Annotated in this window: 15 protein-coding genes; 6 read left to right on the top strand and 9 right to left on the bottom strand. The window is 40.3% G+C overall.

All coding sequences use genetic code 11. From position 1 onward, the window contains the following. Positions 1-14 precede the first annotated feature (14 nt). Together GHD25_RS12320 and GHD25_RS12315 are read right to left on the bottom strand one after the other, a co-directional pair. Positions 15-821 (bottom strand): DUF1444 domain-containing protein, encoded by an 807-nt coding sequence (locus GHD25_RS12320; RefSeq protein WP_164217267.1) that lies wholly within the window; start codon positions 819-821, stop codon positions 15-17. Positions 822-857: 36 nt separating this feature from the next. Further along, positions 858-1,175, bottom strand: coding sequence for a thioredoxin family protein (locus GHD25_RS12315; RefSeq protein WP_164217265.1), 318 nt, complete (start codon positions 1,173-1,175; stop codon positions 858-860). A 197-nt stretch (positions 1,176-1,372) separates the two neighbouring features. On the opposite strand from GHD25_RS12315, the gene GHD25_RS12310 reads away from it, so the two are divergent. After that, complete coding sequence (locus tag GHD25_RS12310) at positions 1,373-1,813, top strand: YtoQ family protein (protein WP_164217263.1); 441 nt, start codon at positions 1,373-1,375, stop codon at positions 1,811-1,813. 20 nt (positions 1,814-1,833) lie between these two features. Here GHD25_RS12310 and GHD25_RS12305 read toward each other — a convergent pair whose 3' ends face one another. Next, positions 1,834-2,349, bottom strand: coding sequence for a DUF84 family protein (locus GHD25_RS12305; RefSeq protein WP_164217261.1), 516 nt, complete (start codon positions 2,347-2,349; stop codon positions 1,834-1,836). Between the two features lie 25 nt (positions 2,350-2,374). Further along, entirely contained in the window at positions 2,375-3,439 is a 1,065-nt protein-coding gene (locus GHD25_RS12300; protein WP_164217259.1) for a M42 family metallopeptidase, read from the bottom strand. Between the two features lie 164 nt (positions 3,440-3,603). Here GHD25_RS12300 and GHD25_RS12295 point away from each other — a divergent pair, with 164 nt between their 5' ends. Then, a complete protein-coding gene (locus GHD25_RS12295; protein ID WP_164217257.1) occupies positions 3,604-3,918 on the top strand; it encodes a PepSY domain-containing protein in 315 nt (104 codons plus the stop codon). Between the two features lie 166 nt (positions 3,919-4,084). Here the strand turns inward: GHD25_RS12295 and GHD25_RS12290 are convergent, their stop codons facing one another. From GHD25_RS12290 to GHD25_RS12280, 3 genes are all read right to left on the bottom strand, one after another. Further along, the gene (locus tag GHD25_RS12290) at positions 4,085-4,294 is read right to left on the bottom strand and encodes a DUF4177 domain-containing protein (protein ID WP_164217255.1); all 210 of its coding nucleotides are present in this window, start codon (positions 4,292-4,294) and stop codon (positions 4,085-4,087) included. Positions 4,295-4,432: 138 nt separating this feature from the next. Beyond that, positions 4,433-5,605, bottom strand: coding sequence for a hydroxymethylglutaryl-CoA synthase (locus GHD25_RS12285; protein ID WP_164217253.1), 1,173 nt, complete (start codon positions 5,603-5,605; stop codon positions 4,433-4,435). Between the two features lie 269 nt (positions 5,606-5,874). Then, positions 5,875-6,738, bottom strand: a complete 864-nt coding sequence (locus GHD25_RS12280; RefSeq protein WP_164217251.1) for a YtnP family quorum-quenching lactonase — start codon at positions 6,736-6,738, stop codon at positions 5,875-5,877. 263 nt (positions 6,739-7,001) lie between these two features. Here GHD25_RS12280 and GHD25_RS12275 point away from each other — a divergent pair, with 263 nt between their 5' ends. The 3 genes from GHD25_RS12275 (at position 7,002) to GHD25_RS12265 (ending at position 10,712) form a co-directional block, all read left to right on the top strand. Further along, the gene (locus GHD25_RS12275; protein ID WP_164217249.1) at positions 7,002-7,982 is read left to right on the top strand and encodes a bile acid:sodium symporter family protein; all 981 of its coding nucleotides are present in this window, start codon (positions 7,002-7,004) and stop codon (positions 7,980-7,982) included. 318 nt (positions 7,983-8,300) lie between these two features. After that, on the top strand, positions 8,301-9,458 hold the full coding sequence (locus GHD25_RS12270) for a YeiH family protein (RefSeq protein ID WP_164217247.1): 1,158 nt from the start codon (positions 8,301-8,303) through the stop codon (positions 9,456-9,458). A 78-nt stretch (positions 9,459-9,536) separates the two neighbouring features. Then, positions 9,537-10,712 (top strand): M20 family metallopeptidase, encoded by a 1,176-nt coding sequence (locus tag GHD25_RS12265; protein ID WP_276207827.1) that lies wholly within the window; start codon positions 9,537-9,539, stop codon positions 10,710-10,712. Positions 10,713-10,968: 256 nt separating this feature from the next. On the opposite strand, the gene trmB is transcribed toward GHD25_RS12265, so the two are convergent. After that, a complete protein-coding gene (trmB, locus tag GHD25_RS12260; protein WP_164217245.1) occupies positions 10,969-11,604 on the bottom strand; it encodes a tRNA (guanosine(46)-N7)-methyltransferase TrmB in 636 nt (211 codons plus the stop codon). A 76-nt stretch (positions 11,605-11,680) separates the two neighbouring features. Here trmB and GHD25_RS12255 point away from each other — a divergent pair, with 76 nt between their 5' ends. Further along, the gene (locus GHD25_RS12255) at positions 11,681-11,968 is read left to right on the top strand and encodes a YtzH-like family protein (RefSeq protein ID WP_164217243.1); all 288 of its coding nucleotides are present in this window, start codon (positions 11,681-11,683) and stop codon (positions 11,966-11,968) included. Between the two features lie 30 nt (positions 11,969-11,998). Here GHD25_RS12255 and GHD25_RS12250 read toward each other — a convergent pair whose 3' ends face one another. Further along, on the bottom strand, positions 11,999-12,817 hold the full coding sequence (locus GHD25_RS12250) for a phosphotransferase family protein (protein WP_164217241.1): 819 nt from the start codon (positions 12,815-12,817) through the stop codon (positions 11,999-12,001). Between the last annotated feature and the right edge of the window lie 121 nt (positions 12,818-12,938).

Raw genomic sequence — 12,938 nt, 5'->3', positions numbered from 1 at the left:
CACAATCATCCCCTCTATTTCTTTTCCGGTCTGTTTTTTGCAAGAATAAAAATAGGCTCCAGATGTTTATCTTCATAAATAAACGACAGTGAGGTAATCGGAATACGGCCTTCTGCAAAAAATTTCATTGTCATTTGAGCCAAAATGTCATACCCGGTTTTATTCTGGATATCAGCAATAATGAGTACATCCTGATGCGGAACGGCAACAGCCAATTCTCCTTTGGCATTTAGTTTCATTTCTTCCAGAAATGCCTCATTTAAAATATGGCTTGCATCATAGCCATCCTGTTTCGCAACAAAATAAAAATCATTTTCCGCTACAGTATCCTTTTTATAATCTATTTCCAGGGAGCGCAAGTTGAATGCAGCAACCTCATCAATCCTTTCCTTTGTCCAGCCTTCCTTTTCCAGCAGACTTTCATCAATAAGCCGGTAGGACTTGCCTAAATCAAGGGCATAGTAAATTCGGGTTTCTGCCGTATGATCTTTATATACCATTTTTTCGCCGGATTTGGTTTCGGTCGGAAAGGAAGTGGCGCGGATGACCGGAAAAATATGTTTCTCTTTGCCGGACAGGTGATGCTCTTCATTCATGATGCGCAGTGCTTCTTCCACATGCTCCGTTAAATCATCAATGGCCACCTTGCCCCGCTCGTCATATTTGGAAACAACATTGGGAAGTGTAATGGTGATTCCCTGCTTCGAATCCTTCCATTCCACACGAAACGTATCTTTATCCCTGTTATAGGAAGTTCGGTAATTTTCGTTGCTGAAACGCTCTTTAAGTATATTTTTTAATTTTACTGTCGTCATTTTCATATTTTTGCCTCCTCATTCTCAAGCATCCAGAATCTGTTATACGGGAAGCTCACTTAGAAACTGGGTAATTTCTTCCTTGGTCTTTCTATCTTTACTGACAAACCTTCCTACTTCCTCCCCTTGGTGAAAAACGAGAAAGCTTGGTATGCCGAATACGTCATATTCCCGGCAGATGTCCATAAATTCATCCCGATCCACTTGTACAAAAGTATAATCGGAAAACGCCTCTTCCATTTCTGGTAAGGCAGGCTCAATAAACGTACAATCCGGGCACCAGCCTGCGGTAAAATACATGACAACTTTATTTTCCTTTGTTTTTTCCACAAATTGTTCCTTTGACTGTAAATGTTCCATCGTTTTTTTCTTCCCTCCCGATTTTTATAACAATGTTAATTGTGTTATGCGATTTTGCTGGTAAAAACGATACGGTATCGCCCTGTTTTTGTATATTATCTCATAAGTGCAGTCCATGTCATAGCAAATGCTTTAAAATAGCATAGATATTGTTTACTATAATAGATAGAGGTATAAAAAACAATGGAGGGATATGGATGGATTTAACGGTTTATTTAGCAGGCCAAATTCACGATGACTGGCGTGAAGATGTTAAAAAAATTGCCAAGGAGAAGGATTTGCCATTAAAATTTGTTGCACCCCAGACAAATCATGATCGGTCAGATGATGTTGGGGATGCCATCTTAGGTAAGCAGCCGGATAATGTGCACCGGGATGATGCAGCATCCAGTATTAATAACTTTCGTACCCAGGTATTAATGCAAAAATCAGATGTTGTCCTGGCTTTATTCGGGGAAAAATACAAGCAGTGGAATACCGCAATGGATGCCAGTGCCGCTATTACAATGGGAAAGCCTACGATTATTGTCCGTGACCAATCACTTGTTCATCCATTAAAAGAACTGTCCAATAAAGCAAATGTTACTGTGGAGACAGTCGAACAGGCACTGGATGTTATTGCTTATATTTACGAATAATTACATGAAAAGCAGCGGGTTTACCGCTGCTTTTTTCCTGTCCAATATTCCATCTGACCTCTTAATAACCAGACAACATGTTCAAACATCCCCTCCCGGGAAACGCGGTCATTGGTAAAAATACCAACAGCCCCTTCCCTGCTGCGGACATTTTTCTTTTTTGCATAGCTGTCCATAACATCCCCCAGCTCTAAGCCGCGCTGCAATTGATCAACAATTTCCGGAGGCAGTAAAATTCTCGCCCCGCTTGCTGTAAAAAGGTCTTTATCAGGAGTCGCCAATGCTCCCCAATTGCACAAATAAACCTGTTCATTCACATACATGACACCGCCTTCCAGACCAATTCCTATGGAGGAAGGATATTGTTCCGTGCATTTCATTGCACGATTTATTGCTCCCTCTCTTGTCTCTTCATCAAAAAAAGGCTGTGCTGAAACGTCTGATGAAACCTGAATACCAAAGATTTCTTTATCGGAAAATACAGCTTGAACTGCCTTTATTTTTGCCGGGTTTATGGAACCAACCTTAACATTCATGATCAACCATCCATTTCTGCTGCTGTTATGCCTGTCTGATTTGTTCTACTGTATTTTGATCCGTTTGCTTTACAAGTTTTACAAGCAATTCTTTTGCTGCTGCATAATCATCCACATGAATAATCGATGCAGAAGTATGGATATAGCGTGAGCAAATACCAACAACTGCAGAAGGCACACCATCATTGGAAATATGAACACGTCCTGCATCTGTGCCTCCTTGGGAAATAAAGAATTGATACGGAATGTTATTGGATTCCGCTGTATCCAGAATAAATTCCCTCATCCCTCTGTGCGTGATCATTGTACGGTCAAAAATCCTGAGCAATGCCCCTTTTCCAATATGGCCGAATTCTTTTTCATCACCTTTTGCATCATTGGCCGGAGAGGCATCCAGCGCATAAAAAATATCCGGTTGAATCATATTTGCTGCAACCTGCGCGCCCCGAAGACCGACTTCCTCTTGCACCGTGGCACCCGAATACAGTTGATTTGGCACTGTTTCATGCTGCAGTTCTTTTAATAATTCTATGGATAATCCGCAACCATATCGATTATCCCAAGCTTTTGCCAGAATTTTTTTCTCATTGGCCATTGGTGTAAAAGGTGTTAAGGGAACAATTTGCTGTCCGGGCTTTACGCCGATTTTTTCGGCATCTTCTTTATCGTCTGCTCCGATATCAATCAGCATATTTTTTATTTCCATCGGCTTTTTCCGTTGTTCGGGTGTTAAATTATGCGGCGGGATAGAGCCGATCACGCCAACTACAGGCCCATTATCCGTCATTACCTGTACACGCTGTGCAAGCAATACCTGATTCCACCAGCCGCCAAGTGTTTGGAAGCGAATCATGCCATTTTTTGTGATTTGGGTAACCATAAAACCAACTTCATCCATATGACCGGCAACCATTACTTTCGGCCCTTCCCCGTTTTTCACGCCGAAAATACCTCCGAGATTATCCTGAATGATCTCATCAGCGTATTTTTCCAGTTCCTTTCTCATAAAATCTTTTACCAGCTGTTCATTTCCCGGAGCTCCCTGCAGCTCCGTCAAGTTTTTAAATAAATCCTTCGTTTCCTGGTGCATGTAATCCCTCCGAATTTCTATGTATTTCTTTAAGTATAACGGAAAGTTATTATTTTTTTCCACTGTCCCATTGTTTGTTTATTTGATTTTCTATTTTAATTGCTTTCCTGTATACTATGGGGTAAGTATAAATAAATTTAACACTTACAAGAGGTGAAAGAAAAATGGGTGTCAAAAGAGTAGCTCTTGCTGCAGGGATAGGAGTTATAGTTGGATACATAGCCGGCCAGCAAATGGAAAACATGCAAAAGATCACCCCGGAAAAAGCATTGAAAAGAGCAAAAGAAACATATAAGAAAAGCGGACCGATCAGCGGATCATGGATTTACATGAAGCCGGAAGAAGTAGAAAAGAACGGCTTGTTGTATGATGCATATAAAGGCGGCGTTACCCGCAATATTGATGGGACAAATAAACAATATGAGTTTTATGTGGATGTAGAAACAGGCACGGTTATTGATTCGATCGAGACGAATTAAGTTGTTAATTTGATGGATAGATTGTTCCATAATTTGAAAATAGGATTCTGCACGTTCTAATCAGAAGATGCTGTACAGCAAACTATAATCGAATTAATTAAAAGATAGAGCGTGTTTTGAGTAAACAATTCATAACACGCTCTAAATTTAGCCGGATATTTTAATTTTATTCATCAGCAACTTTTCTTTTAAAAATCATCTGATTGAACTCGACTTTAACATTTCCTCCTGCCCATGATCCTCCAACCTGAGGAATTATATTCACAAGCTCCCAGCCGGCGTTGCCAAATTCATTCAGCGTATTTTCAAATTGTTCGCGATCTGCTGATGTAATCCCTAAAGTCCATGTCTCTACTGCATATTCCCACTTAGTCATTTAAACACTTCCTGCATTAATGATTTTGTATTAAGTCTATACAACCTGTTATTATGGCATACCCTAATTATCTGCATTAATCTAAAAAAGATAAAAACTTAAACCCCGGAAAAACATCCCGCTTTCCCGGAGTCTATCTTAATTAACTTTATTAATATACTGACGCTTATTATTCTCCAATCCTGCCAGGCAAATTGCCGCCGGGTCTTTTTCGATGTCCAGTTCAATAGTGGAGCCATCCACAGGCAATGTTTCCTCAAAAATTTGTTCATACTCCTCTACTGACACTTCCTGCCTTGCTTCAAACAGCTTTGTATGGTGCTCCATTTGTAAATGCTCCCGGTAACCAGGCTGCAAAATACCTGTAAAGAATTCGCCAACTGCACCCGAGCCATAACTGAAAAGACCAATCCGTGAACCGGCTTTTAGATTTTGCTTGTTTTCAAGTAATGATAATAAGCTTAAATACAACGAGCCGGTATAGATGTTTCCGACAACCCGGTTATAGCGTGCACTATGCTGGTAATTATCAAATAAACGTTCTTTATCTTCCTCGCTGCCTTCGTCAAAAATAGTTCTTAATGCTTTCAGACCCATCTTGGTGTATGGCAGGTGAAAGCACAGGGCTTCAAAATCCTTAATGCTGTGGCCTGTTTTTTCTTTATAGTTTGCCCATACTTGGGAGAAAAATGCAATATACTGCTCATTGGAAAATTTTCCATCTACGAATGCTTTATCCGAATATATCGGTCTCCAGAAATCCATAATATCACTTGTCATATACGTACTGGTGTCCTCAAGAGCCATAATTTGCGGATCCTTGCTGACGAGCAGTGCTACTGCTCCGGCTCCCTGTGTTGATTCTCCGCCCGTATTAAGGCCGTATCTGGCAATATCTGAAGCAAGCACCAGCACTTTACTGTCAGGATTTAAAGCAATATGTCCTTTTGCCATCTGAATACCTGCTGTGGCGCCGTAGCATGCCTGTTTTACTTCTACTGTTCTCGCACGGGGATTAATCCCGAGTAAATGATGAACATAAACACCGGCTGATTTTGAATTGTCAATGCCGGATTCCGTACCAAAAATAACAAAATCTATTGCCTGTTTATCTTTCTCGGATAGCATATTAAGCGCGGCATTTGCAGCCAGTGTTACCGAATCCTGGGTGACTGGCGGCAGTGCCATTTTTTCCTGGCCGATCCCTATGGTGAACTTATCCGGATCTATATTTCTTGCTGCTGCTAATTTTTTCATATCCAAGTATAAATGCGGTGCGTAAAATCCTATTTTATCTATTCCTATTTTCAAAATGATTCTCCTTCCAGAAACATCGAGCTTTGCAACATTGCTCCTACTAGTGAAATAATGAACAAGTCACAGCACTTTTTTTCATCAATACGTAAATAATAATATATCACGCAAAGAAAAACAATAATTTAATCACTGTTAATAATTGAGAATAAGAATCAAACAATTTATTGAGCAGCTTGCTAAATATTTTTTAGTATGTATGGAACAAAATAGAGCACCCGAAAATAGTTTCGGGTACTCGAAAAAATAAACGAATTGATCTTATGCTATTTATCCCCATACGCATAACGCCGCCGCTTTAACTCTTCTATTTTCTCTCCTTCTCCATTAAATTTTATTGCACGATAATAAGCATCGTGATAAAACGTGTACCAGGCCTGTTTTTGATACCCATAGTCCATCCATTTTTCCTTTTGGTGTACAGATGTAACAGGATAATCATCATAGGCAAGTGCCCATAATTTATTTTGGTGAGCGTGAGTTGGCATTATATCCGCCATATGAATAAAACAGTCTTCGCCGTCTTCAAAAATGATAATACAATGCCCGTCACTATGTCCGCTAGTATGGACCATCTTTAAGCTTTCCGTAATTTTTATCTCCTGTTCAAATGTTTCCACCTGACTGACAATTGGCTCCCAGTTCATCTTCCAATATGTATTTCTTGACCGGATATTCGGCTTTATCATTTCATGCCATTCGACAGCAGAAGTGAAAATTTTCGCATTTTCAAAAACAGGGGCATATTCACCCTGTTCGTCTTTTTTCGTCAAACCGCATGCATGGTCGAAATGCAAATGTGTCATCAGCACCGCATCAATATCCCGTACAGTAAGTCCAAGTTCTTCTAAAGATGTATCCACTGAAGACTCTTCCTTGACACCAAAATTACGCAATTGCTTGTCCGTTAATTTATCGTTGCCCATTCCGGTATCGATGAGATAATTTTTCCCGTCCAGCTGCAGCAATATCGGATCTGTTCTTAGTTCAATTTGATTTTTATCATTGTACGGATACTTTTTTCCCCATAACGGTTTTGGAACTACACCAAACATAGCACCACCATCAAGAAAATTTACGCCGCCGTTCAGCCATGTTAATTTTGCTCTGCCGACCTGTAATGATTCCATTTTTTCTCCTCCTTGCAATAAGTCAATCCAGCACCAAATTAATTTTATCATAACAGATGTATAAGGATACAGTAGTCCGAAAGACTATGCTCAGTTAAAATCAAATGAATTCCAGCTTGCCCTCTATATAGAACATTTACCCAACATACAGGGTTTATTTTATATTTATACTTTTTCTGTAAATACACTTGTACTATCAAAAATTTTCTATATAATCAGATTTAAGCTGTTAATTTATAATACATGAAAAAGGAGGAAATGAAATGCAGAAGCTGGCAAATTTTAGTCAATTTGCAGGAAATACATTTGCCGTTTGGGTCCTTTTGTTTGCTCTCATTGCTTATTATTCACCGGAAACTTTTACTTGGATTGCCCCCTACATATCCATACTGCTTGGTGTGGTAATGTTTGGGATGGGATTGACATTGACTGCCGAAGACTTTAAGGAAGTTTTCAAAAGACCAAAAGATGTAGCTATAGGTGCAGGGGCACAATTTATAATTATGCCTCTCATCGCTTACGTACTTGCTATAGGATTTCAGCTTCCCCCGGAAGTGGCGGTGGGAGTGATTCTTGTTGGCTGCTGTCCTGGCGGCACTGCTTCTAATGTCATGACATATCTCGCCAGAGGAGACACCCCTTTATCGGTTAGTGTCACCGCAGCGTCTACAATTTTAGCACCGATTATGACACCTTTATTGGTGTGGATTTTGGCCAGCCAGTGGCTCCCGGTTTCTGCAGGTGCCCTCTTTTGGGATATCGTGCAGGTAGTGATTATTCCGATCGTCTTGGGAATTACACTAAGAGCATTTTTCAGTAAACAGGTGGAAAAAAGCGTCCAGGTTCTTCCTTTAGTATCCGTTATTGCTATTGTCGCCATTGTTGCTGCAGTAGTTGGAGGAAATCAGGAAAATATAGCTGCAACCGGCCTTTTGATTTTTGCGGTTGTCATTTTGCACAATATACTCGGCTTAGCTTTAGGCTACTTAACTGCTAAAATATTTGGATTGGAGTTCAAAAAGCAAAAAGCCCTATCCATGGAAGTCGGGCTGCAGAACTCAGGGCTGGGTGCTACATTGGCAACAGCTCACTTTGCTCCTATTGCTGCTGTTCCAAGTGCCATTTTCAGTGTTTGGCATAATATTTCCGGACCCATACTCGCTACCTATTGGAGAAGAAAAGCACTCAAAGAAAAAAACAGCATTGACCAAGACAAAAGGGAGCAGAGCCAAATAGTAAATTAATTTCAAGAAGAGTCAACTTATTATAAAAGCAGGAAGTATAACAGTTATCCAGATGTATCCTCAAAAAGCAGCTTTAAAAAGAGCTGCTTTTTCAAGTGTTCCCGCAAATATTTTTACATAGTGCAGAATGTCTGCTGTTGCCCGATTTATTGATCTTTCACAAGTATACTTGACTTTTCTGGGTTGCTTAAGGTTTTCTTTATGCGTAAAAGTTTCTATTTTGGTAGGATAGATACAGCTATTATATTGCTATTGCGTTAAAATAAAATCAGATGATTGTTGCTTACTCTTATAATTTATAAAGTGAGGATGAAAAACTTGATCAACACGAACAAATGGCATTCCATATTAAAATTATTGCCGGGGGTTATTCTTTGCCTGGCTGTTATGTTCATCGGCATATACGGGGCCGAGTTTATTGGATTTGTAATGATTAAAGCCGGGCTTTTGTCCCCGGAAAGTGAAACACCGGTTTCCGGTATCTTTGTCGCTATTATTATAGGAATTATTATTCGAAATACAATAAATCTTTCAGAAGGTTTTTCCAAAGGGATTTCATTTTCCGTAAGATATGCATTGCGTGCCGGTATTATCCTGCTCGGGCTCCGGTTAAGCTTGGTTGAGGCATTGAAACTGGGAGCGTTCGGGATACCGCTTATTGTTGCATGTATTGCTGCCGGTTTATTTATCACCTTGTATTTAACGCATAAAATGAAACAATCCAACCGTTTAGGTACATTAATTGCCACTGGAACAGGAATATGCGGAGTAACTGCTATTATGGCAACATCGCCTGTTATCAAGGCAAAAGAAGATGAAATTTCCTATGCCGTGGCTAATATTACTATTTTCGGGTTAACCGGCATGATGCTGTATCCGTTCCTTGCCAACTTTTTATTTGCAGACGATCCGATTAAAGCAGGTATGTTTCTGGGGACAGCCATTCATGATACCGCCCAGGTGACAGGTGCAGCATTAATATATGACCAGTTCTTTCAAACTGAAGCTGTCGTCGATGTAGCGACCGTTACAAAATTAACGAGAAACTTATTTATTATTGCTATTATTCCTCTTGTTTCCTACTTATTTTTCAAAAATAAGCGCGGCAAAAATAAAGAAACAGCCGGAGAAGAAAATCAATTGCCAAAGTGGTATTCTTTTATTCCGTTGTTTGTCATTGGCTTTTTGCTCCTTTCCCTGTTGCGTACTATCGGGGATGTTACCCTGGAAAATACAGACGCAGCCTTTGGTCTTTTCGGCCAGGACACCTGGACAGGAATTTACAGCAATGCCAGTTCATTCGGCACTACCTACCTTCTTGGTATGGCAATGGCAGGTGTAGGCTTGTCAACCAATTTTGCGGCCTTTAAGGGGATCGGGATTAAACCATTTTATATTGGATTTACAGCTGCAGTTTCGGTCGGAATTGTGAGTATCGTGCTGATTTCGCTGTTTGGACATTTCGTTACGATATGACAGATTAGGTAAATCCGTTCTCTGCTGTGTACAAATAAATGTTATAATAGTTGGAAAAGTACATAGGGGGAGTTTGTTTTGCTCGATAATATATTTCAGGCCATTGATCAGCATTATGATGAAATGGTGGAAATCCGCAGGTATTTGCATCAATATCCGGAGCTTTCATTCCATGAGACGAAAACTGCGGCATATATCGATGATTTTTATAAGGAACTGGGGATACCGTATAAAACCAAAGTTGGGGGAAATGGTGTTGTTGCCAAATTAGAAGGCGGCAAACCGGGAAAAACCATAGCTTTACGGGCTGATTTTGACGGATTGCCGATTCAGGATGAAAAAGACGTTCCCTATAAATCCAAAGTGGATGGTGTCATGCATGCTTGTGGACATGACGGTCATACCGCCACCCTTCTGACGCTTGCTAAAGTAATGAAGGGGTATAAAGACAAATTGCCAGGCACCATTATATTTTTGCATCAGCATGCAGAGGAATATGCTCCGGGCGGCGCAAAACCCATGATTGAAGCTGGTGCTATTGAAGAAGCGGATGCTGTATTTGGGACCCATTTATGGGCAACTACACCGGTTGGGACCATTGAAACAGCCAAAGCTGAATTCATGGCGGGGGCAGACCGGTTTGAAATTAAAATACAGGGAAAAGGCGGCCACGGCGCATATCCCCATGAAACAAATGATGCCATCGTCATTGGATCCCAGCTTGTGACACAACTGCAGCAAATTGTCAGCAGGAGATTGGATCCTCTCGAAACAGCCGTTGTCACTGTAGGCAGATTTGAGGCAGGCCAGGCCTTTAATATCATTGCTGATTCAGCAAACATCGTTGGGACCGTACGTTACTTTAATACAGAAGTACAGGATAAAATTATTGAAGAAATGGAAAAAATCCTTCAAGGTATAACATCAGCAAATGATGCCAGTTATACATTGAATTATGTAAAAGGGTACCCGCCACTCATTAATCATAAAGACGAAGCAGAAATGGTTTTGGAAGTGTGTAAAAATATAAAGGAAGTAAATGACACTGTAGAAGTCAAGCCCGTCATGGGCGGAGAGGATTTCGCCTATTATATGATGGAAAAACCAGGCACCTTTTTCTTCACTGGCGCCCATAAAGAAGGCTGTGATTACCCGCATCACCACCCGAAGTTTGATATTGATGAAAGGGCGCTCCCCATCGCTGCAAAGGCTTTGATACAGGCATATATTGCTTATCAGGAGAAAACAAAATAATTTTGGATATCAAAAAGGCTGTGACAAAACAATTTTAGCAAACAGAAACCCGAACAACCTTATGTTCCGCTCCGAAATATGGCGGATTGTTCGTCTTTCAATGCTTGCTCGGAGTTCTGTCCCAGCCTTTTCCATTACACTTCAGGGGTGGCTTTTTTGCAGCCTAAACCTGTATATAACACAATACATACACTCTCAGTGCTTTGTTTTTCATTATTTTTCATTTTCAAATACATGTCTTTTCTTACATGCATACTTATAACTTCACCCGGCACCGGTAAATTGGCTGACCTTTTGCCGAAAACCGTTTCTCATATTCTGTCATGACATTATCCGGATCGTTCACTTCATGCAAATCCAGATTCACTTCCTCAAGCTGCATCCCATACCGGGAAAAACTGACCAGCGAATACTCAAAGAAACCCTGATTATCAGTTTTTAGTACTATTTCCCCTGCTGAGTCAAGCACCTGTTCATATTGCTTTAAAAACGGATGATACGTCAGCCTTCTTTTTTCATGGCGTTTTTTTGGCCATGGATCGGAAAAGTTCAAATAAAGCTGCGCTATTTCATCTTTCGCAAAAATCTCAAGTAGATCTGCTGCATTTACGTGTAATAGCTTTATATTCGGCAATTCTGCATCCTTCACTTTTTGAGCAGCCCGGACAATAATTGTTTTGGCTACTTCAATACCTATGAAATTAATATTTGGAAATTTCCTTGCCATCCCGACAATAAACTGTCCTTTTCCTGTGCCGATTTCCAAATGGACCGGGTTATTATTGCCAAACACTTCCTTCCAGATCCCTCTCTTTTCCAATGGCTCAGGTACAATAATGTCCGTATGACTCTCTATAAATTCATCAGCCCACGGCTTATTCCGTTGACGCATGTTTATAACGCTCCTTGCTCAAAATTTACTGTATACAATAAGTAAAAATAACAAAACTATTTGTGAGGTGAATTTTATGGGCCTAACTGTTAATGACCAATTAACCCTGTTGCTCGACCTATTGGATGAACACGCGGGAGATAGCACGGCAACTTCAAGTGAATACAAGCAAATTGCCCGACTGGTTGCTTCTATGCTTGATAACCAGAGCATCCAGGATGATCATTTGCTGCAGGTTTTGCCGCAAATACAGCAATATGGCATTCAAGGTGAAAATGCTTCAAATATTTCAGCTCATATTTCAGATAACAAACAAAATATTAATAGCTGGATCAGTGCCATCGGCCAGTATGAGCTAAAATAAAATATTTCTATACAGATTATTTAGATCATACTAAGATAAAATGAAGTCTTCAATATGCATATTCAATTCCTGCAGATCCCTAAGCCTTTCGGTTACCTTAACCGGTTCGTTGCGCTCACTGTGCCAGCTGATATAACGAAGTGTATCCAATATTAAATACCAGTACATTCGTTCATATAGGTTTTTATCATTTGTCACACCATATTTTGCTAACCAATTATCCCATTCCTCTGTCGGGATATACCATTTTAATACCATACCGTAATCAATGACTGGATCAGCAATCCTTGCGTTGTCCCAGTCAACGAGATACAGATTATTTTCATTTGTCATAAGAAGATTATTATGGTTCAAATCTCCATGGCAAACAACCGGCGTTTGTTCATCGGTTACCTGTAAAAGCTCCTCCAAATATTGCAAGGCGGTCCGGACTTCGGGGTAGAGCTTGACCAGGTCTATGCTATCCAGCCGTCTCTTTACCATTTGGAATTGAGCATCAGCAGATAATGGGGATTTGCCCAGTCTCATCAGCATATGTAGGAGCTCCTGGGAATCGTGGATTTTTCGGATTAACTCCGCTACTTTTTGATCTCCCATTTCATTGTGTTTTAATTCTCTGCCTTCCACCCATTCCTGTGCTGTAATGACATCTCCGTTTTCCATCCGTTTCGTCCAGATTAGTTTAGGTACAATCTCTTCCGCGGAAAGAACAGCCAGAAAAGGAGAGGAGTTTCGTTTCAGAAAAAGACGCTCTTCATTTCTTATTGCAAAATACGCATCACCGGTCAGGCCGCCTGCCGGTGATACATCCCATTCATTTCCTAAAACTCGCTTCAGCCAGTCCACCATAGATCATTCACATCTTTTCAATTTAGAGGTTCAATATTTTATTTTATAGTGACAGAAGGGAAATTACAATAGTTTTTTCATAGGTAAGAAAGCATAAAAATTCCTTGCCGCATAAGTTACA

The sequence above is a fragment of the Virgibacillus aidingensis genome, from assembly GCF_010994035.1.
Lineage (GTDB): Bacteria > Bacillota > Bacilli > Bacillales > Amphibacillaceae > Virgibacillus_N.
Note: the sequence above shows the minus strand (reverse complement) of the source record. Positions and strands in the feature narration are given on the sequence as shown.

What these genes read in the sequence shown, in the direction of transcription:
- GHD25_RS12255 (WP_164217243.1), top strand. Translation starts at nt 11,681, where the DNA reads ATGGGCCTAACTGTTAATGACCAATTAACCCTGTTGCTCGACCTATTG.
- GHD25_RS12315 (WP_164217265.1), bottom strand. Translation starts at nt 1,175, where the DNA reads ATGGAACATTTACAGTCAAAGGAACAATTTGTGGAAAAAACAAAGGAA.
- GHD25_RS12320 (WP_164217267.1), bottom strand. Translation starts at nt 821, where the DNA reads ATGAAAATGACGACAGTAAAATTAAAAAATATACTTAAAGAGCGTTTC.
- GHD25_RS12310 (WP_164217263.1), top strand. Translation starts at nt 1,373, where the DNA reads ATGGATTTAACGGTTTATTTAGCAGGCCAAATTCACGATGACTGGCGT.
- GHD25_RS12250 (WP_164217241.1), bottom strand. Translation starts at nt 12,817, where the DNA reads ATGGTGGACTGGCTGAAGCGAGTTTTAGGAAATGAATGGGATGTATCA.
- trmB (WP_164217245.1), bottom strand. Translation starts at nt 11,604, where the DNA reads ATGCGTCAACGGAATAAGCCGTGGGCTGATGAATTTATAGAGAGTCAT.
- GHD25_RS12305 (WP_164217261.1), bottom strand. Translation starts at nt 2,349, where the DNA reads ATGAATGTTAAGGTTGGTTCCATAAACCCGGCAAAAATAAAGGCAGTT.
- GHD25_RS12290 (WP_164217255.1), bottom strand. Translation starts at nt 4,294, where the DNA reads ATGACTAAGTGGGAATATGCAGTAGAGACATGGACTTTAGGGATTACA.
- GHD25_RS12280 (WP_164217251.1), bottom strand. Translation starts at nt 6,738, where the DNA reads ATGGAATCATTACAGGTCGGCAGAGCAAAATTAACATGGCTGAACGGC.
- GHD25_RS12295 (WP_164217257.1), top strand. Translation starts at nt 3,604, where the DNA reads ATGGGTGTCAAAAGAGTAGCTCTTGCTGCAGGGATAGGAGTTATAGTT.
- GHD25_RS12300 (WP_164217259.1), bottom strand. Translation starts at nt 3,439, where the DNA reads ATGCACCAGGAAACGAAGGATTTATTTAAAAACTTGACGGAGCTGCAG.
- GHD25_RS12275 (WP_164217249.1), top strand. Translation starts at nt 7,002, where the DNA reads ATGCAGAAGCTGGCAAATTTTAGTCAATTTGCAGGAAATACATTTGCC.